Here is an 18,802-nt window from a genome sequence, read left to right as displayed (position 1 = left end):
CTTCAAGCAGCAAGAAACGGCAGCCCTTGCTTGACCCGCTGTTTCTTGTCGCTTGCAGCTTGAAACCTGCCGCTTAAATCATTTCCTCGGCGCCCTTGCCGCCAAGCACGATCTCGCCGGCCTCGGCCATGCGGCGGGCGATGGTGAGGATTTCCTTCTGCGCCGTTTCCACGTCGCTGACCCGTACCGGCCCCTTGGCCTCCAGGTCGTCGCGCAGCAGCTCGGACGCACGCTTGGACATGTTCTTGAAGATCTTGTCCTTGACCCGCTCGTCGGCGCCCTTGAGCGACACCACCAGCACGTCCGACGACACTTCGCGCAACAGCGCCTGGATGCCACGGTCGTCGACGTCGGCCAGGTTGTTGAAGACGAACATCAAGTCTTCGATCTGCTCCGACAGGTCGCTGTCGATCTCGCGGATCGAGTCCATGAGCGCGCCTTCCACCGAGCTGTCGAGGAAGTTCATGATATCGGCGGCGCGCTTGATGCCACCCAGGGTGGTGCGCGCGGCATTGGAGTTGCCAGAGAACTGCTTTTCGAGGATCTGGTTGAGTTCCTTGAGCGCCGCTGGCTGCACGGTATTGAGCGACGACACGCGCAGGACGATGTCCAGGCGCACCTTGTGGTCGAAGTTGCTCAGCACCTCGCCGGCCTGGTCGGGGTCGAGGTAGGCGACCACGATGGCCTGGATCTGCGGGTGCTCGTAGCGGATGACATCGGCCACGGCACGCGGCTCCATCCACTTGAGGCTGTCCAGGCCGCTGGTGTTGCCACCGAGCAGGATGCGGTCGATCAGGCCGTTGGCCTTGTCCTCGCCGAGGGCCTGGTTGAGCATCTTGCGGATGTAGCCGTCGGAGCCGACACCCAGGCTGGTCTGGTCGCCGACGATCTCGACGAACTCGCTCATCACCTGCTCGACCTGCTCGCGATGGACGTTGCCCATCTGCGCCATGGCCACACCGACCCGCTGCACTTCCTTGGGCCCCATGTGGCGCAGGACCTGCGCGGCATCGGTCTCGCCGAGCGAGAGCAGGAGGATGGCCGCCTTGTCGACGCGGCTCAGCTTGGCGGTAATGGCTCGATTGTCACTCATCGGCGTTGATCCACTCTTTCACGACCTGGGCGACGCGGCCCGGGTCTTCGGCCACCAGGCCCTTGATTGCGTTGAGCTGTGCCTCGTAACCCTCGCTCGGGCTCGGCAACAGAATGCTTGTCGGGCCACCCAGGCTGACGCGGTCGTTGGCCAGTTCGCCATCCAGACCGATCATGCCGCCCAGCTCCATGTCGCTGTCCGTGGCCGCCTGCTTGCCGCCACCTGTAATGTTGTTGAGCACCGGACGCAGCACGCCGAACACCAGCACCAGGATGAACAGCACACCCAGCACTTGCTTGACGATGTCCCAGAACCAGGGCTGCGAGTAGAATGGAATATCGACCAGCTCGTCGCCACGATCGGCGGCGAACGGCACGTTGATCACGGTGACACTGTCGCCACGGCTGGCATCGAAGCCTACCGCGTCCTGTACCAGGCGGGTGAAGCGCGCCAGGTCCTCGGCGCCCCACGGGGTGCGGGTGGCTTCGCCAGTGGCGGCGTCCAGCTTGACCTGGTCGTCCACCACCACGGCTACCGACAGGCGGGTCAGGCGACCTTGCTGCTGGCGGGTGTGGCTGATGGAACGGTCCAGTTCGAAGTTCTTGGTGCTTTGCTGGCGCTTGTCGCTCGGGTACGGCGCCAGCATCGGCTGGCCAGTCGCCGGGTCCATGATCTGTTGGCCATTGGCGTCCACCAGCGGCTGGCCCGGCTGGATCGCGCCGGCAGGTGTCGCGCCAGCGGTAGCGTTTTCAGGGGCAGAGGCACCGGCCGGCGGCTGGTTGCTCAACGCCCCCGGCACACCCTGCGGCCCTTGGCTGCTGGCACGCTGCTCATTGACCGATTGCTCGCTGCGCAGCGCCGGTTGGTCGGGGTTGAACTGTTCGGAGGTGGACTCGACAGCACTGAAGTCGACGTCAGTAGACACCTCTGCCTTGTAGCGGTCGTTACCCAGCACTGGCTGCAGAATATTGTGCACACGCTGAGTGAGCATGCTTTCCATGCGACGGCTGTAGTCGAATTGCTTGCCGGCCATGCTCAGGGCCGTGTCTTGCAACTGGTCGGAGAGCAGGTTGCCCTTCTGGTCGACTACGGTCACCTGGGACTTGTCCAGCTCCGGCACACTGGTCGCCACCAGATTGACAATCGCCATCACCTGGCCGGCTTCCAGGGCACGCCCCGGATACAGCTCGACCAGTACCGAGGCGCTGGGCTTGCGCTCGTCGCGCACGAACACCGAACTTTTCGGGATCGCCAGGTGCACACGGGCAGCCTTGACGTTGTTCAGGCTCGATACCGTACGCGCCAGCTCGCCTTCAAGGCTGCGACGGTAACGGGTAGCTTCCATGAACTGGCTGGTACCCAGCCCTTGCTCTTTATCGAGCAATTCGAAGCCGACATTGCCATCGCTCGGCGCCACGCCGGCCGCGGCAAGTTTCAGACGCGCACGGGAGAGATCGTCGGCCTTGACCAGCAGCGCGCCGGAGTTGGGTTCCACGCGATACGGGATATCAGAGGTGGTCAGGGTATCGATCACCTGTTTGGTGTCCATGCCCGCCAGGCTGCCATAGAGCGGGCGGTAGTCCGGCTGCTGCGACCAGAGCACCACGGCGAAGCCGATGGCCACGCTTGCCGCCAGCCCGACCAGCAGGCCGACCTGACGCAGCATGGGCATCTGCGAAATGTTTTCCAGGAACGACATGCCGAACAGCGGCGGCTTGGCTGCTGGAGGGCCACTCTTGGCGGGGGCGTTATCGACGACTGCTTCGGCCATGACTCACTCTCGCCCTTATACCGGCATCTGCATGATGTCCTGGTACGCTTGCACCAGCTTGTTACGAACCTGGGTAAGTGCCTGGAACGACACGGAAGCCTTTTGCGAGGCGATCATCACGTCAGTCAGGTCAACACCGCTCTTGCCAATTTCGAAGGCGCTGGACAATTGGCTGGATGCCTGCTGAACCTCATTCACCTTGCCAATGGCCTGGCCGAGCATATCGGCAAAGCTGCTCTGCCCAGGCGCGAGCTCAGGCGCGGCGCCAACCTTGGGCAGGGACATGGCATCGGCCTGCATGGCGCGCATGTCCAACATCAGACGATTGAATTCAACACCTTGGGTCATGGACTTCTCTCTCCGGCGGCCGCACTTTTTTTGACACTCATGCAGCGAATAGTGATGGAGCTAGCAAGAGAAGTGCCAGCCATTCAGAAAACATTCAAAAGGACGTATCAGCCGAACAGACTGGCCTCGACATCGAACCCGGCATCACGCATCTGCGCAAGCTTGTAACGCAAGGTTCTAGGGCTGATCCCCAGACGATCGGCCGCCTCCTTGCGACGACCACGTTCAGCACGCAAGGTGTCGATGATCATCTGGTATTCGTGGCGACGCATGTCATCACCCAGCCCACCGGCCTCACCCCCGGAATCCGCAAATACTGGCTCAATAGTGGCCACCTTGGATGCCGACAATGGAATGGCGCCCGCCAGACAAAAATCCGCCGCCTCGATCACTCCGCCCTGCTGCAGGATCAACGCCCGCTGCAGCGCATTATCCAGCTCGCGGACGTTGCCAGGCCAGGCATAAGCCTGCAGGCAGGCCCGCGCCTCAGCGGATAGCTTGACCTGAGCGTGGCGCATCTTGCTGACATGACGTGCCAGCAAACGCTCAGCAAGCGGCACGATGTCGGCCGGCCGATCACGCAATGCCCGCCAAGCCATGGGGAATACCGATAGGCGGTAGTACAGGTCCTCACGGAAGCGCCCGGCAGCAACCTCCTCCGCCAGATCGCGGTTAGTGGTAGCCAGCACGCGAATATCCAGCACCACCGGCTTGCGCCCGCCCACCCGCTCCACTTCACGCTCCTGCAGCACACGCAGCAACTTGGCCTGCAGCCCCAACGGCATTTCAGAGATCTCATCGAGCAGCAGGGTACCGCCGTCCGCCTGCTCGAACTTGCCAGCCTGCGCGGCGATGGCCCCGGTAAAGGCACCCTTCTCATGGCCGAAAAGCGTGGCTTCGAGCATGTTGTCAGGAATCGCCGCGCAGTTGATCGCCACGAACGCCTGCCCGGCTCGGCGCGACTGCTGGTGAATGAAACGCGCCAGCACTTCCTTGCCCGTGCCCGACTCGCCGGAAATCAACACCGTCGAGTCGCTTTGCGCAACCCTTACAGCCAGCTCCAGCAGTTGCCGACTGGCAGGCTCACAGGCAACAGGCCCCGCTTCGTCGCCCACGGCACCGCCACCCACGGCATGACGTGCCACCAAGTCGAGCAAGGCCTTGGGTTCAAATGGTTTTACCAGATAGTCGACCGCTCCCTGGCGCATGGCCTCCACCGCACGCTCCACAGCCGCGTGAGCCGTCATCAGCAGCACCGGCAAGTGCGGGTGGTGACGGCGTAACTGTGCCAGCAGCTCGTGGCCATCCATGCCCGGCATGTTCACATCACTGACTACCAGCGCAAAGGATTCCTCTGCGACCGCCCGCAACGCTTCCTCAGCACTGCCAACTGCACGGTGAGCGAGGCCGCCGATCTCCAGGGTGTCGGCCAGCGCCTGGCGCAGGACTCGGTCATCCTCGACCAGCAGCACCTTCATCGTCATTGCCCCGCCTCCTCCTGAACACCGATCAATGGCAGCTCCACGGTGGCGCATGTACCGCGCCCCACCCGGGAACGCAGGCGCAGAGTACCGCGGTGCGCCCGCACCACTGCCTGGACCACAGCCACCCCCAGCCCGGTACCCGTGGACTTGGTGGTCAAAAACGGCTCCCCCAAACGCGCCAACAACTGGCTATCGATACCACTGCCTGCATCGCTGACACACAGGTGCACAGCGTTTTCGCGGCGCAGAAGATGAATCTTCAAACGCGCCGACTCGCCACCGGCCTGTACGGCATTTTCGATCAGGTTGAGCAATGCACCCACCAGCGTATCGCGGTTGCACAGCAGCTCTCCCAGATGCGTATCACATTGCCAGCGCACCGCATGCCCCTGCACATGGGAGTGAGCGGCTTGCTGCAGGGCCTGAAACAACCCCTTGGGGCTGACCCGATCATTGAGTGGCAGCTCGCCCCGGGCGAACACCAGCATGTCGCGCACCTGATGCTCCAGTTCGTGCAGACGCTCCTTGAGATTGCCGGCAAAACGCAGGCGCGTGTCGCAGGCCAACGCCTGCTCCGGATCCGCCAAGTGGCTGGCATAGAGCATCGCGGCCGACAAGGGCGTGCGAATCTGATGCGCGAGGGAGGCAACCATGCGCCCCAACGACGACAGACGCTCGTGTCGCGCCAACTGGCCCTGAAGGCGACGCGTTTCGGTCAGGTCATTGAGCAGCACCAACTGCCCGGGCTCGGCATCCAGAGAGCGGGTGGCAATGGACAAACGACGCCCGTCACGCAGGGAAACCTCATGACCGTCATCCTCGCGTGGCGCGAAACTGCGCGCAATCACCTGACGCCACAGCAGCCCGGTCAAAGGCTCCCCCAGCAGCTCGCAAGCCGCCGGATTCGCCTCTCGCACACGGCCCTCACCATCGATGACGATCACCCCGCCAGGCAGCAGATCGAGCAGATTCTGCAGACGGTTGGCCAGGCGCTCTTTCTCGTCCAGCTCGGCCATGCGCTGGGCACTGACCACAGCCAACTCGCCCTTGAGCTCGCTGACCCGCGACTCAAGCATGCTGTACGAGTGACTCAACTGGCTGGAGACCTGATCGAACAGGGCGAACGCCTGCTCAAGACCCTGCCGGCTCTCCTGCTCAAGCGGGGTGTGCCCTCGCGAATCGGGGGCTGGGGAACGGTGGGCGGCCTGGGGCATCGTGCTCTCTCGCATGGCTGACCGTCATAAAAACGGTATGTTGCCTGCGGTGTAGCAATAGCCGTGCCGAAGATGGGGACAATGACACCAGGCAGCACTGCACGCTGATCGACGTCAACGCCAGGGGCCGCATCGCGACCCCTGGCAAGCACGCGTCACTCGTCGGCCTGGTCCTCGCCACCTTGCCGGCTCATGCCGTACTTGCGCATCTTCTCGACCAGCGTGGTACGACGGATACGCAGACGCTCGGCAGCACGCGCAACGATGCCATTGGCATCATCCAGTGCCTGCTGGATCAGGCCCTGCTCCAGGCTGCCGAGGTAGTCCTTCAGGTCCAGTCCTTCCGGGGGCAGCATGGCGTGGTTGGCGAAATTCGGCGCATGGCCGTTGATCGCCACTCGCTCTTCCAGGTCGGAGCGCAGGCTGTCCACCAACTGCTCGTCTTCATCATCGACGTAGCGGAACTTCTTCGGCAGCTCCGCCACGCCGATCACCCCGTACGGATGCATGATCGCCATGCGCTCCACCAGGTTGGCCAGCTCGCGGACGTTGCCCGGCCAGCCGTGGCGGCACAACGACATGATCGACGCGGAGTTGAAGCGGATTGAACCGCGCTTCTCGTGCTCCATGCGCGAGATCAGCTCGTTCATCAGCAGCGGGATATCTTCCACCCGCTCACGCAACGGCGCCATCTCGATAGGGAACACGTTCAGCCGGTAATACAAATCTTCGCGGAAGGTCCCGTCCTCGATCATGGTCTCGAGGTTCTTGTGCGTCGCAGCGATGATGCGCACATCGATGCTCTGGGTCTTGTTGCTGCCGACCCGCTCGAAGGTGCGCTCCTGCAGTACGCGCAGCAGCTTGACCTGCATCGGCAGCGGCATGTCGCCGATCTCGTCGAGGAACAACGTGCCACCATTGGCCAGCTCGAAGCGCCCGGCACGACTGGTGATCGCTCCGGTGAAGGCGCCCTTCTCGTGACCGAACAATTCGCTTTCGAGCAGCTCCGCCGGGATCGCCCCGCAGTTGACCGGCACGAAGGGTGCCTCGCGGCGCTTGGAGTGGTAGTGCAGGTTGCGCGCCACCACTTCCTTGCCGGTGCCGGACTCGCCGAGGATCAGCACGCTGGCATCGGTGTCAGCGACCTGCTGCATCATCTGCCGCACATGCTGGATGGCACGACTGGTACCCACCAGGCTGCGGAACAGGTTGGGCTCGCGCTGACGACCGCGCTCGCGGGCCTGGTCGTACATCTCGCGATAGACCTGGGCACGGTGCAGGGAGTCGAGCAACTGGCTGTAGCTCGGCGGCATCTCGAGGTTGGACAGCACACGACGGCGCAGGTCCTCGGGGAAGTCCGCAGAAGAAATTTCACCCAGAAGCAGAACCGGAAGGAACTCATCCCACCCGGCCACTGTCTTAAGGAGCCCCAGTACGCTGGCCGGGGCATTTACGGTACCGATGAGGACACACAGCACTTCACGGCTGGAAGACAAACCCTCGACCACCTGCTGCCAGTCATCGCTGGAGCAGGACAGGTTTTCTTCGCCGAGAAAATTCAGGACCACCGCCAGATCGCGGCGGCGTTCGCTGTCGTCATCGATCAGGAGAATCTTGGTTTCACGCCACATGCAATAGCAACTTCCCTAGTCATATCGGCGCCCGAAGGCGTGCACGACATCATTCCGACTGAATGGTCAGTGTTCGGACGTCTGAATTTCGAAAACAGCCACTAGTAAAGTCAAAAAACAGCACACAGTCAAATTTATGGCGCGCCGTTTTGATAAAACATCCGTGGTCAACTGAACAGATGGTATACCTTCGTGGCGTTTTTCGCCTGACGGATCTGCGCCATCTCATCGACTATTGATTGACGCTCACCACTTGCAATTTCGATTAGCTGGCGGTAGACCACCAGAAGCTCCTCCAGACTCGCGCGCACTTCGTCCTCATTCGACAGTGCCTCGGCCAGCACATCGTCGACACACAGGCGGCATTCCAGATCCAGCTCCCCTACAGCCTCCCAATCACGAGCGGCCAGGGCGTCCAACAGAAATTTGCGGGTCTGATCGATACGCTCGATTACCTCACTCATGACAACCTCCTGATTCAGGGCGTCGGCTGCTGATCGCCGATAGCATCCCAGCCTTCCTTGACCGTGATCAGCAAGCGGGCAACCTCGTCGATGATCTGCGGATCACTCTTGGCGTTCGCCTCGACCAGGCGCCTGCTCATGTAAGTGTACAGGTTGTCCAGGTCCGCCAGCTCCTGCCCATGGTTTTCCAGGTCCAGCCCTTCGCGCAGGCCGCCAATGATATCGATGGCCTTGCCGAGCAGAATGCCCTTCTGGGCGACATCCTTGCGGGCAATGGCGCCCTTGGCCTGAGCCAGGCGGTCGAGACCACCCTGCATCAGCATCTGCACAAGGCGGTGGGGGCTGGCTTCGGAAGTCTGTGCCGCGCCATTGACTTTCTGGTATTGCCGAAGGGCCAACATCGGGTTCATGGATCTACCTCGTTGCAGCGAAAAGGTGCATATACCTGCTGTATCGCCGTTACGTCAAAAAACTTTAGCCAGAAAACAGTAAAGCCCGGAGCACCTCAAAGGCGCCGCCGGGCTTACGTCACGCGGTTCAATCAGGATTTCTTGGCCTGAGCGTTCATCGCTTCGAAGATGGAGGTGATCTGCTCACCCTGCTTCTGCATCTTGGCCAAGGCTGCGTCAAGCGCCGAGAACTTCTTGGTCAACGATACAGTCAACAGCTCGATACGGTTGTCCAGCGCGTCCTTCTGGTTGGCCAGGTTCTTGGCAGCCTGATCAAGGTTGCTCTTGCGGCTGTCCAGCGTACCGCCCGACGCATTGTACGGATCGATAGCCTTGTTCATCCGCGTAAACACGCCCTGGTCACCCGTGAACAGCCCCTGAATCTCTGCGCCCAGCTTCTTGTCGTTCAAGGCAGCGGAGAACTTGGTGCCGTTGAACTCCAGGGTGCCATCTTTCTGGGTGTTGATCCCCAGCTGGCTGAGCGTGTTCAGGTTGCCGTTGCCTGCAGTGTCTGCGATTACCTTGCGCAGATCGCCCAGCAGCGCCTTGGTGGTCGGGTCGTTGCTCAGCGGGCCGAGGCTGGTGACCTTGCCATTCTCATCCTTGGTAGGCGTGGTGAGCGCACTCACCGCCTTCTGCAGGGTGTTGTAGGCATCGACGAACGATTGTACCGACTTTTTCAGGCCCTCATTGTCCAGCGCCACGGTCACCTTGACGCCGCTGGTGACCTTCGGATCGGAGACACCGGTAAGTTCCAGGCTCAAGCCGCTGACCGCGTCATCAACGGTATTCTTCGAGCTTGTCAGCTCCAAGCCATCAATAGAGAACTCCGCATCCTGGGCCAGGCCATTGATGTATCCCGCACCATCACCCACCATCTTCTGCTTGCCGTCGATATCCAGCCCCAGGCCGCTTACAGAAATATCGCTATCTTTGCCTGTCGTGGTGGAACCGAACACCAGACGCGAACCACCCGCTTCGTTGATGATGTTGGCGGTGATGCCCTTGGCCCCGACCTCCTTGTTGATCTGGTCACGCACGCTTTTGAGCGTGGCGCCATCAGGGACGTTGATCTTGTAGTCCTTGCCGTTCTGGCTGATGGTCATCTCGCCAGGAGGGATGGGCGTATCGGCGCCACCCGCGAATTTCGCGGAGGCTACCTTCGAGCCGGTCGCCAACTGGGTGACCCGCACGTCATAGCTGCCAGCCACGGCGGTGTTGCCCGCCTTGATCTTGACCACGCTTTCATTGGCCGACGTGCCCGCGAATGCATTGAACGAAGGAGCGTCCTTGTCGTTGAGCTTCTTCATGGCGTCCTGGAATGCAGTCAACGCACTGCGCAGAGAGCCGATACCCGAGATCATCGCCGAGTTGTTGCTGGTCTGCCGGGCAATCTGGTTTGCCTTGGCCGACGTGTCGGCATTGACCAACACCTTGACGATATTGGTGATATCGAGTCCGTAGCCTGCTCCCGTGCTCGTAGTAATCGGGCTTGCCATGCTGTCGCTCCTCTGCTCATTGCGCCAGCCTTGCGCTTGCAAGGCCGACTGAATCACAAAACTGTATTCGCCGCCGGTTCAGACCTTGGCGTCGAACAAAACACTGTTGACATCGCTCAGGCTGTGGGCAATTCGCAGCGCCTCTTCCGAGGGTAGTTGTCGAATCAGCTCACCGGTTTCGCTGGCGATGACTTTAACCACGATCTTACCGGACTCTTCGTCTGTGACGAACTCCAGGTTGCGTCGGGTTTCCCTGAAAAACTTCTCGATTTCCGAGACAGCACCCTTGACCTTGTCGGCGTCATGCACCTTGATCGGGTCCTGTTTTTTTTCGCCATCAGCGGAAATATCCACCGACCGGGCAACCGGTTTCTCGGCAACCTGCTCGGCCGTCCGCGCGGCCGGGTAAGACAGGTTCAGCTTGACGCTCATGTCCATGCCTACCACCTCACAATGAAAAAGGCGGGGAAGCGCCTGGAGAGCACTCCCCCGCCATCAGCTATCAGGCAGATTAGCCCAGCAGCTTCAGCACTGCCGATGGCAGCTGGTTGGCCTGGGCCAGAACCGAGGTGGAAGCTTGCTGCAGGGTCTGCTGCTTGGTCAGCTGGGCAGTTTCGGCAGCGAAGTCGGTGTCCTGTACACGGCCACGAGCGGCTTCGGCGTTCTCGTTGACGTTTTGCAGGTTGTTGATGGTGCTGGTCAGACGGTTCTGGGCAGCACCCAGGTCAGCACGCGAGGTGTTGATTGCCTGCAGAGCGTCGTCGATGGCGCTCATGGCAGCGGTGAAGTTGGCTTCGATGTTGGCGCTGGTACCGGTGATGGCTTTACCGTTCAGGCCGCTCAGAGCGCCACCGGTGCCAGTGCTCATCGAAGAGCTCAGGCTGATGGTGATCTGGTTGTCGCTACCGGTGTTGGAGCCGACCTGGAAGGTCATGACGCCGGAAGTACCGTTCAGCAGTTTCTTGCCGTTCAGCTCGGTGCTGGCGGAGATACGGTCGATTTCCTTCAGCATCGACTGGAACTCTTTGTCCAGAGCTTCACGGTCCAGGGTGCTGTTGGAGTCGTTTCGCGCCTGGTTGGCCAGTTCGCGCATACGCTGCAGCATGTTGGTCTGCTCTTGCATCGCGCCTTCAGCGGTCTGGGCGATGGAGATACCGTCGTTGGCGTTCTTGATAGCCATGGTCTGACCGCGGATCTGCGAGGTCATGCGGGTAGCGATCTGCAGGCCGGCGGCGTCGTCTTTGGCGCTGTTGATTTTCAGGCCGGAGGACAGACGGGTCATCGAAGTGCTGAGTGCGTCGGAAGCACGGTTCAGGTTCTTCTGAACGCCCAGAGAGGTGGTGTTGGTGTTTACAGTCAAAGCCATGACGAATTCCTCGTTGGATTGGGTACTACGGCTTCCGGCCTTGGCAATTCGCCGGGTAGGTGGCCTAGAGAACCTTCGTAATGTTTATCGTCGTCAGGGCAGTTTGCTTTAGGGCGATTTCTCAAATTTTTTACTGGCATCCTGCCACCCCAATGAAATCAGGGGTTTGACGCCAGAAATTGCACATCAGAAATAAAAAAGCGCCGGCCGTGTCTGGCCAGCGCTTCTTGTTCATCCCCGCCGAAGGTCAGGCATTGCGTTCGATGATGGCCGAGCCCCAGGACAGCCCCACGCCAAATCCGCTCAGGGCCACGCGCTTGTGCTGCGAGCCAAGTACATGTTTCTCCAGCAACAGTGGAATGCTTGAGGAAACGGTATTGCCAGTCTCGACCATGTCCTTGACGAATTTTTCCTTGTACGCGCCCTCGCAGAAACGCGCGGAAACTGCGTCGACAATGGCGGCACTGCCCTGGTGCAGACAGTACAGGTCTATATCCCCGGCCTTCAACGCACTAGCCTCAAGCAATTGCTGCAAGTGCGCAGGCACCTTGACCAGTGCGAAGTTGTAGACCTGGCGGCCATTCATGAAGAACTTGCCCTGCGTGGTACGCAGGTGCTCGGCGCCGGCACCGTCGCTGCCAAACAACGACTTGCCCAACTGCCAGGCAGCCCCGTCGGCCATCCAGGTCGCCGTGGCGGCGTCGCCGAACAGCATGGTGGTGTTGCGGTCCTCGGGGTCGACGATCTTCGAATAGGGGTCGGCGGTCAGCAGCAAGCCGTTCTTCAGGCCGGCAGCTTCCATGAACCCCTTCATTGCATACAGCCCGTAGACATAGCCCGAGCAGCCCAACGAGACGTCGAACGCCGCGATGGCGGTCGGCAGCCCAAGCTTGTGCTGGACGATAGCGGCAGTGTGCGGCAGCCCCTCGGCATCGCCGTTCTGGGTGACGACGATGACGATGTCGATGGACGCTGGGTCCAGCGCCGGGTTGGCGGCGAACAGATTTCTGGCGGCTTCGACACACAGGTCGGAAGTTTCCTGGGTATCGGCCTTGCGCGGCAAGAAGGTCGAGCCGATCTTGCCGAAAATGAATTCTTGATCCTTGCCGAATTTCGCACCTTGGGCGTAGTTGTCGACGCCCTCCACAGGTACGTAACTGGCGATGCTTTTAATGCCAATCATTGTGGCTTCCCAATGGAAATGACGAAAAATCACGGGGCTGGCGACCAGAACCATACGCCTGACCTGGCATGTCGACATGGCTGCCCGTAGACTCAATGCATGTGTGATGCACGTTTTGACTGCCAAGTCACGGTTATACGACCAATCCTGTAATCCACGCAATGCCGCCTGCGCCATTGAAGCGCCCGAGGATCTCACGGCGTCAGGCGGCGGCATTGCACCGCCGGCCTTCATTTCAGCGCCAATGCCACTGCGTCATTACCCGCAGTGCTCATGCCTTCCTTACCATAGCCTGCAGAATCCGAGAGGCTGAACTCAAGCGTGGGTCACTCCCTATAGGAGTCGATTGCACATTCAACAATGTGAAACCGCAGGCCAGGAAGAGGTTAGCGAGCGCAGCGGGTGAGAAAAAGTTGATATGTTCATGCCAATGCCGCTTTTGCGACGGTGAGAGCGCCTGGTTGCCGACCATGAGCGCCTCATGCGGCAACTCCACGTAGAGCAAAGTCTCATCCCCCATACATTGACGGATGTCGGCAAGCACATCCGTTGGATAGGGAACATGCTCAAGCACCTGGCGGCAGACAATGAGATCGTAAGCGACGCCTTCAACATCCCCCTTTACGACGCTGCGAGTACCCACCACGGTAGGTTTGCGGTCGATATCGAAGATGTCAGTCTGGTACCCATCTCCCTTGAACGGAGTGTTCGTACCGTCTCCCCCCCCCCAATCGAGGATGCGCACGGGGCTGAGGTACTGCAGAATGTAATCGATCGTCAGCCCCATTAGCTCGCTAGGCGCCCTCAGGGCAAGATTTCGCGCCTTGAAGCCGGGTTCATAGTGTTCTCGAAGCGCTTCGTATGCCTCACCGTAGTAGCCGTCATACAGGCAGGCCATCTCGCGATCGGAAAAACGAATATCCAGAAACAACAATTCACATTGTGAACAATGAAGTGTATTGCAAAGACAATACGCCATTCCTTGAGGAATGGATTTCAGGCCCCACTGCTCATCAATGAGAGCAGGCGCCAGCCCTAATGCCCGATGGGAAACGAACGGCATGAGAATAGCCGGCGACCGCTGCAGTTGCACACCACCACAGCAGATGCACTGTTGAGCCACGCGCTCATGTCGCAACGAAGCAGGGAAGTCGTTGGTCATACTTGCATTCCTGATACATCAAAGAAGAAGAGAGTCATTACGTATCGGTCAACGACCCACATGCTCCGCCGCATCCCGTATCGACCTTGCCAGGTTGTAACGCAGGGATAGCCCCAGTTCATCACGCGCCTTGCTGATTGCTGGCACGTAACGATTCCGGAAACTCCCAGGCGCCTCTTCACTCTGAGCAATGCGCACAAGCTTCCCGGGCGCTAGCGTGTCGCGCACCAAGCGTGCCAGCTCACCGATCGTAATGACCTCATCAGAACCTACGTTGTAGGCATGCCCAGGCTTCCCGCTACTCAGCAGAACCTCTAGCCAGTGCGCCAGATCTCGCTGATCCATGTAAGTACGCACGGGCGTACCATCGCCATTCACTGCAATGATGGGTGAGCCAAGCGCATCCCTGATGAAATTGCCGATTGCGAAATGCACATCCAGAGGCAAATCACGCCCCACAAAGGCAAAACAGCGGGCAATCACAACCTCAAGCCCGTGCCGATGGCCATACAGGGCGCAAAGATGCTCGGCACAGCGTTTGGCCACACTGTATGCATGTCCTGGCTCGAGCGGATCCGGCATGCCATTGTAACTTTCCACGATGCTCCCCATGCCTTGCGGCTGAGGACCATAAACGCCACCAGAACTTGTCAGCAGGAAACGCGGAATACGATTGGCAACGGCATAGTCCAGCAGATGCCGTGTTCCGTCGACGATTTGCAGATAGCGCTCCAGCGGATCGAGGGCAGGTCCGGCTGTCGAGTCAGCAGCAGCATGCAGCACATGCGTAAAATTCCGTGATACCGGCAGCGAATCCGGTACCAGAATGTCACCTTCATGCAGGCACAGCCAAGGCTGGCCCGCAAACTCAGGGTACCGCTCAAGGAATGCATACGGCATCCGACTTAGTACAGTAACCCTGGGTACCTGGGCGCCGGCATCTGCACATACCTGCCAATGCCGCAACAATGCGCGCCCGAAAAATCCAGTACCCCCGGTCAATAGTACGTTCATGGGTTGGGTACAGCGTAGAGGACCGACTCGAATGTATTCGGGCAATGCTGGCGGATGTAGAAACGATAGTTCGGGCAGAAATCGAACAACAGCTCCGGCAATTCCCAGAGATCTTCCGGGTTATGGTAGAGCGATACGATCAGCGTTGGACGACTGCGACGAATGATCTGCTCGCCGCCCCTCAGTACCTGAGCCTCTGCCCCTTCGACATCCAGCTTGATGAGGTCAACCGGTAGACAGGGCAGCATTTGATCCAAGGCTACCGCTGCGATCGAAGTGCCAGCACCGTCCTGACTCAGGGAGCAAGCCTCTCCCTGTCCGGCATTGAACGTCAGGATACTGTAGGACTGGGCAGCGGCCATGGGCAAGCAAATGGCGTTGGTACCGCCCAGCGCTACCTGCCTTACCAGACGACTGAAATTTTCCGCATCAGGCTCCAGCAAAAACGCTTGCTTGCAGGTAATGTCGGGACACGCTATCAGCTCTTCGTAACTGTCACCATCATAGGCACCGCAGTCCACGTAGGTGATACCGCGGCCCCGCAATGCAGGCAAGGTCAATTCATTGATGTAGCGCGCCTCAGTGGAAAGGTAGCTGGCGTATTCCATATCCAGGCCAAGACGGAACGCGCACATGCGATACAGGATTTCCCGGCTTTGCTCATCAGCCAATTGCTCGGCCACTCCAGCAATTCGTCCCATTGCCTCTAACAGGAACGAACGGGCGCTGAGCCAGAATCGCCAGCCAAGATCTTGGGAAAATTGCTCGTACAGCATCCACGGCATCAACGGCGGTGCGAAACCTGCCTCGGCGACAATCGTCAGCAGCTCATCATACGGCGTATCGCGGTTGAAGATCCCAAGCGCCAGCCGCGCTCCCGAATGCTCCATCGCCAATGCCTGCCAGTCCAGCACAGGCAGGTCAAGCACGGTTGCCACACGGGGAGCGGTCTCGACAAAGCCCGCCACGACAATACCTTGCTTCTGCATCGCCGCCGCCAGGCTTCGACCGAAGTTGCCCGCGCCAAAAATCCAGATGACGCTGCCTGGTTCGATATGTGTCCGCGGCAAACCAGCCGCCTGCTCACCCAGGGCATTGAAATCAGCAGTGCGATAAGTCTTGTCAACCATTGCCGTTGGCTCCTGAGTCAGTGACGGTATGGGGGATTGCGCGTATGGCCAGAGCCTCGTTGCGTAACTGCTCGAGTGTCGCCTGCTCAAGGAACGGGTGCATGTCGTCCAGCTCTGGCGTCACGAATGCACCGTTAGCATCGACGCGAGATTTGATGCGCGGCACGAACTCTTGCCGAGGATCAACGTGCAAGTCGATGAGCAGTGGCCCATTGCAGCCTAAAAGCTCATCGAGCCGGCGCAGATCCTCCTCACAATGGATCGATTCAGCCCGCAAACCATAGGCGCGAGCAACGGCGGTGAAATCGGGGAACTCCACTCCCGATTCGGGAGTTGCGCCAATCACACGACCAAAGAAGTTCTCATGCGTCTGCCAGATGGAAAGATATCCGCGGTTGTTCAGAACAATCACGATGAGATTGGCCGCGACGGTTTTCAACGTCTGCAACTCCTGGATATTCATCTGCAGACTGCCATCGCCCGCGAAGCAGATCACCCGCCGCCCATTCTCCTGAGCAGCAGCCGCTGCCGCACCAAGGGCCGCCGGCAAGTCATACCCCATGGAGGCCGAGCCGGAGTTGCTGAACAAGCGCTGACCAGATTGGAGCGCCCCGACCTGGAACGGCAGGATGCACGCAGAAGCATTGCCACAAACAACAATGTCGTCAGGACGCATCTGAGCAAATATACGCTCTACCATGACATAGGGATTGAGCGCCGCCCCAACTTGCTGGCGATGTTCCGCAATAGCCGGGTAGGTCTCGCCGATTCGTTTGCACCACTGCACCCAAGCGGAGAAGTTCGGCAGGACGCAACGCGCCAGCTCCTCCTCGAACACATCCAGAAAATCATTCAGGTCTGCGACAACCCCGAGGTCTGGACGAACGGTGGGCTTGTTCAGTTCCGCAGAATCGATATCCACCTGAGCGACCCAGGCGTTTCTGGCAAAGGCCTGCCAGTTGTAGCTCGTCTGTCTCACATTCAGCCGTGACCCCAACACCAGCACGAAATCAGCGGTTTGCAGACAGAAGTTGCCAGAGCGTGTACCGATGGTACCAGGGCGCCCGGCGAACAGCGGGTGGTCACTGGCAATCAGGTCGTGAGTCCACGCAGTGGCCAGAGGGATACGATAGCGCTCGACCAAGGCCAGCAAGCGCTTCTCCGTAGCCGAAAGCCGAACTCCCGTACCACCCAGGATCAGCGGTCGATGCGACTGCAGCAAACGACGCACGATCTGCGTGCAGGCGATCCTCAGACCTTCGGCCGGAGCAGGCCGAGCCAGAACTGGGGCGGGAATATTGATCGACGCGGTCGACTGCTGGATGTCCAAGGGAATATCAAGCCATACCGGCCCCGGACGGCCGCCAACTGCCTCGGCGTAAGCGGTGGGCAGCATATCCTCAAGGTCTTTTTCGCTGCGCACGATCCGGGCATATTTGCAAACTGGACTGGCCATCGCGATGGTCGGCCCCTCCTGGTCGCCCAACTGCCGCAAGCCCGGCACGTCCTGGAAGGAAACACAGGTTTCACGCTTGATCTGACCAGAGATCACGATCATCGGAATCGAGTCGGTGAATGCGCCGTGCACACCATTGAGAGCATTGATCGAGCCCGGCCCGGTGGTCAGCATCACCACCGCAGGCTTGCCGGTGACCCGTGCGTACCCCTCGGCAGCCATGGCACATGCCTGCTCATGGTGCATGAAAGTACAACGCAGGCCTTCATGCCCACCAAGCGCCTGATTGAGGAACATGGCGCCGCCGCCAGTGACAGTGAAGACTTGTTCGACACCCTGCTGCACCAACCACTGAGCGATCTGCTCGGAAACACGCTTCATGCTCAAAGCCCCCTGCTCAGGATCAGGTTCTTGAGCGCCGGCGTTTCGCTGTAGGGGCCGTCGATATGCTCGATAGTCAAGCGCTCGTTGGCCTTGATCGACTGCAAGAGACGCTCGCCATTCATCACCTCACGGCACGACAACTGCCCTTTATGCAGCGGGATGGCCAGATAGAAATCCTTTTCGAATTCATCGCGCGTCAGCACATAACCAGGCTCCAGGTCACGCCGCGCATAGGCGCCGCGCACGAGGGCGTTGAGATACTCGGTTTCCTTGCGCGAGATGATGCGCCGGCTGGCACTCACGCCCCCGCACATTTCCTTGGCCTTGTGGAATGCCTTGTACCAACTGTCGCACTGCTCCGGCAGCGAGCAGTAGTTGGAGACCGGAACGCCCTCATGCTGTATGTCGATATGACGCTCCCAGGTACGCGCGCCTTTGCCGTAGGAGATCAGCATCGAAGAATGCCAGTCGTGATACTCGTGGGTAGACAAGCCAATCACGTGACCTGGATAGCGATTGCGCAGATAGTCGATCTGATCCAGGTGCAGTTCATCATCTTCACTGGGGTAGAGCGAAACGCAGTGGTTTATCGAAAGCGGGATGTCACGCTTCTCGAAATATCGAACTACGTCATCGAGGTCCTTCTCCGATGCCCCCCCAGTCGAGATGATGGTCGGACGGCGCGTGGAGGCGATCTTCTCGATCAATGGCCAGTCATTCATGTCAGAACTGGCAATCTTGAGAATAGGCATGTCGAACTCGACACACAGGTCTACCGAGGCCTCATCGAACGGGGTAGCCATGGGAATGCAACTCAGATTGCGGACTTCCTCAACCATCCGGGCAAACTCGGCCTTGCTCAGTCGAGTGTCCTCGGTCTTCTTCACATAGCGCAGCTCTGTCGTACCCTTGAAATCCGGGTGGATGAATTCATCGACGTCGCGAAACTGCAGTTTTATCGCAGCCTTGACATTGTTGAAGCGTGCGATAGCGCCGTGATCTCGAATGATCTTCAGCCCCCGCTCCAGGCTGCCCCAGTGATTGTTGGCCAGTTCAAGCACGAACAGGTTTTCGAACAGATCTTTGTCACGTTGGCTGATGGTTTTCATTAAAGCTCCCCTGCTCACTCGCATGAATGAATGGATGTCGGCGCC

At 59.7% G+C, this 18,802-nt stretch carries 17 protein-coding genes; all 17 read right to left on the bottom strand.

Annotated features, from left to right (window positions below; all coding sequences use genetic code 11):
- Positions 1 to 73: 73 nt before the first annotated feature.
- A complete protein-coding gene (fliG, locus tag CCOS191_RS07610) occupies positions 74 to 1,093 on the bottom strand; it encodes a flagellar motor switch protein FliG (protein WP_023631000.1) in 1,020 nt (339 codons plus the stop codon).
- On the bottom strand, positions 1,086 to 2,864 hold the full coding sequence (gene fliF, locus CCOS191_RS07605; RefSeq protein WP_046854675.1) for a flagellar basal-body MS-ring/collar protein FliF: 1,779 nt from the start codon (positions 2,862 to 2,864) through the stop codon (positions 1,086 to 1,088). Before fliF ends, fliG begins: the two co-directional genes overlap by 8 nt.
- 15 nt (positions 2,865 to 2,879) lie before the next feature.
- Complete coding sequence (fliE, locus tag CCOS191_RS07600) at positions 2,880 to 3,212, bottom strand: flagellar hook-basal body complex protein FliE (RefSeq protein WP_046854674.1); 333 nt, start codon at positions 3,210 to 3,212, stop codon at positions 2,880 to 2,882.
- Between the two features lie 107 nt (positions 3,213 to 3,319).
- Complete coding sequence (locus CCOS191_RS07595) at positions 3,320 to 4,696, bottom strand: sigma-54-dependent transcriptional regulator (protein ID WP_046854673.1); 1,377 nt, start codon at positions 4,694 to 4,696, stop codon at positions 3,320 to 3,322.
- The gene (locus tag CCOS191_RS07590) at positions 4,693 to 5,910 is read right to left on the bottom strand and encodes a sensor histidine kinase (protein ID WP_046854672.1); all 1,218 of its coding nucleotides are present in this window, start codon (positions 5,908 to 5,910) and stop codon (positions 4,693 to 4,695) included. Before CCOS191_RS07590 ends, CCOS191_RS07595 begins: the two co-directional genes overlap by 4 nt.
- A 155-nt stretch (positions 5,911 to 6,065) precedes the next feature.
- Positions 6,066 to 7,541: a transcriptional regulator FleQ gene (gene fleQ, locus CCOS191_RS07585; protein WP_046854671.1), complete on the bottom strand. Its 1,476-nt coding sequence runs from the start codon at positions 7,539 to 7,541 to the stop codon at positions 6,066 to 6,068.
- 167 nt (positions 7,542 to 7,708) lie between these two features.
- Complete coding sequence (locus CCOS191_RS07580) at positions 7,709 to 8,005, bottom strand: flagellar protein FliT (protein ID WP_046854670.1); 297 nt, start codon at positions 8,003 to 8,005, stop codon at positions 7,709 to 7,711.
- 14 nt (positions 8,006 to 8,019) lie between these two features.
- A complete protein-coding gene (gene fliS / locus CCOS191_RS07575; RefSeq protein ID WP_046854669.1) occupies positions 8,020 to 8,415 on the bottom strand; it encodes a flagellar export chaperone FliS in 396 nt (131 codons plus the stop codon).
- Positions 8,416 to 8,546: 131 nt separating this feature from the next.
- On the bottom strand, positions 8,547 to 9,953 hold the full coding sequence (gene fliD, locus CCOS191_RS07570; RefSeq protein WP_046854668.1) for a flagellar filament capping protein FliD: 1,407 nt from the start codon (positions 9,951 to 9,953) through the stop codon (positions 8,547 to 8,549).
- Between the two features lie 78 nt (positions 9,954 to 10,031).
- Positions 10,032 to 10,391 carry a flagellar protein FlaG gene (locus tag CCOS191_RS07565; RefSeq protein ID WP_046854667.1) on the bottom strand — a complete coding sequence of 120 codons (360 nt, stop codon included), beginning with the start codon at positions 10,389 to 10,391 and terminating at the stop codon, positions 10,032 to 10,034.
- Positions 10,392 to 10,464: 73 nt separating this feature from the next.
- Positions 10,465 to 11,319, bottom strand: a complete 855-nt coding sequence (locus CCOS191_RS07560; protein WP_046854666.1) for a flagellin domain-containing protein — start codon at positions 11,317 to 11,319, stop codon at positions 10,465 to 10,467.
- A gap of 247 nt (positions 11,320 to 11,566) precedes the next feature.
- Positions 11,567 to 12,502, bottom strand: a complete 936-nt coding sequence (locus CCOS191_RS07555; RefSeq protein WP_046854665.1) for a ketoacyl-ACP synthase III — start codon at positions 12,500 to 12,502, stop codon at positions 11,567 to 11,569.
- 271 nt (positions 12,503 to 12,773) lie between these two features.
- Positions 12,774 to 13,664 carry a class I SAM-dependent methyltransferase gene (locus tag CCOS191_RS07550; RefSeq protein WP_046854664.1) on the bottom strand — a complete coding sequence of 297 codons (891 nt, stop codon included), beginning with the start codon at positions 13,662 to 13,664 and terminating at the stop codon, positions 12,774 to 12,776.
- A 48-nt stretch (positions 13,665 to 13,712) separates the two neighbouring features.
- Positions 13,713 to 14,678 carry an NAD-dependent epimerase/dehydratase family protein gene (locus tag CCOS191_RS07545; protein ID WP_046854663.1) on the bottom strand — a complete coding sequence of 322 codons (966 nt, stop codon included), beginning with the start codon at positions 14,676 to 14,678 and terminating at the stop codon, positions 13,713 to 13,715.
- Positions 14,675 to 15,808 (bottom strand): FkbM family methyltransferase, encoded by a 1,134-nt coding sequence (locus CCOS191_RS07540; protein ID WP_046854662.1) that lies wholly within the window; start codon positions 15,806 to 15,808, stop codon positions 14,675 to 14,677. The genes CCOS191_RS07545 and CCOS191_RS07540 overlap by 4 nt, the downstream gene beginning before the upstream one ends.
- Positions 15,801 to 17,645 carry a thiamine pyrophosphate-binding protein gene (locus CCOS191_RS07535; RefSeq protein ID WP_046854661.1) on the bottom strand — a complete coding sequence of 615 codons (1,845 nt, stop codon included), beginning with the start codon at positions 17,643 to 17,645 and terminating at the stop codon, positions 15,801 to 15,803. The genes CCOS191_RS07540 and CCOS191_RS07535 overlap by 8 nt, the downstream gene beginning before the upstream one ends.
- Before the next feature lie 2 nt (positions 17,646 to 17,647).
- The gene (locus CCOS191_RS07530; protein ID WP_046854660.1) at positions 17,648 to 18,757 is read right to left on the bottom strand and encodes an N-acetylneuraminate synthase family protein; all 1,110 of its coding nucleotides are present in this window, start codon (positions 18,755 to 18,757) and stop codon (positions 17,648 to 17,650) included.
- Positions 18,758 to 18,802 lie beyond the last annotated feature (45 nt).

Source organism: Pseudomonas sp. CCOS 191 (genome assembly GCF_001007005.1).
Classification (GTDB): Bacteria; Pseudomonadota; Gammaproteobacteria; order Pseudomonadales; family Pseudomonadaceae; genus Aquipseudomonas; species Aquipseudomonas soli.
Note: the sequence above shows the minus strand (reverse complement) of the source record. Positions and strands in the feature narration are given on the sequence as shown.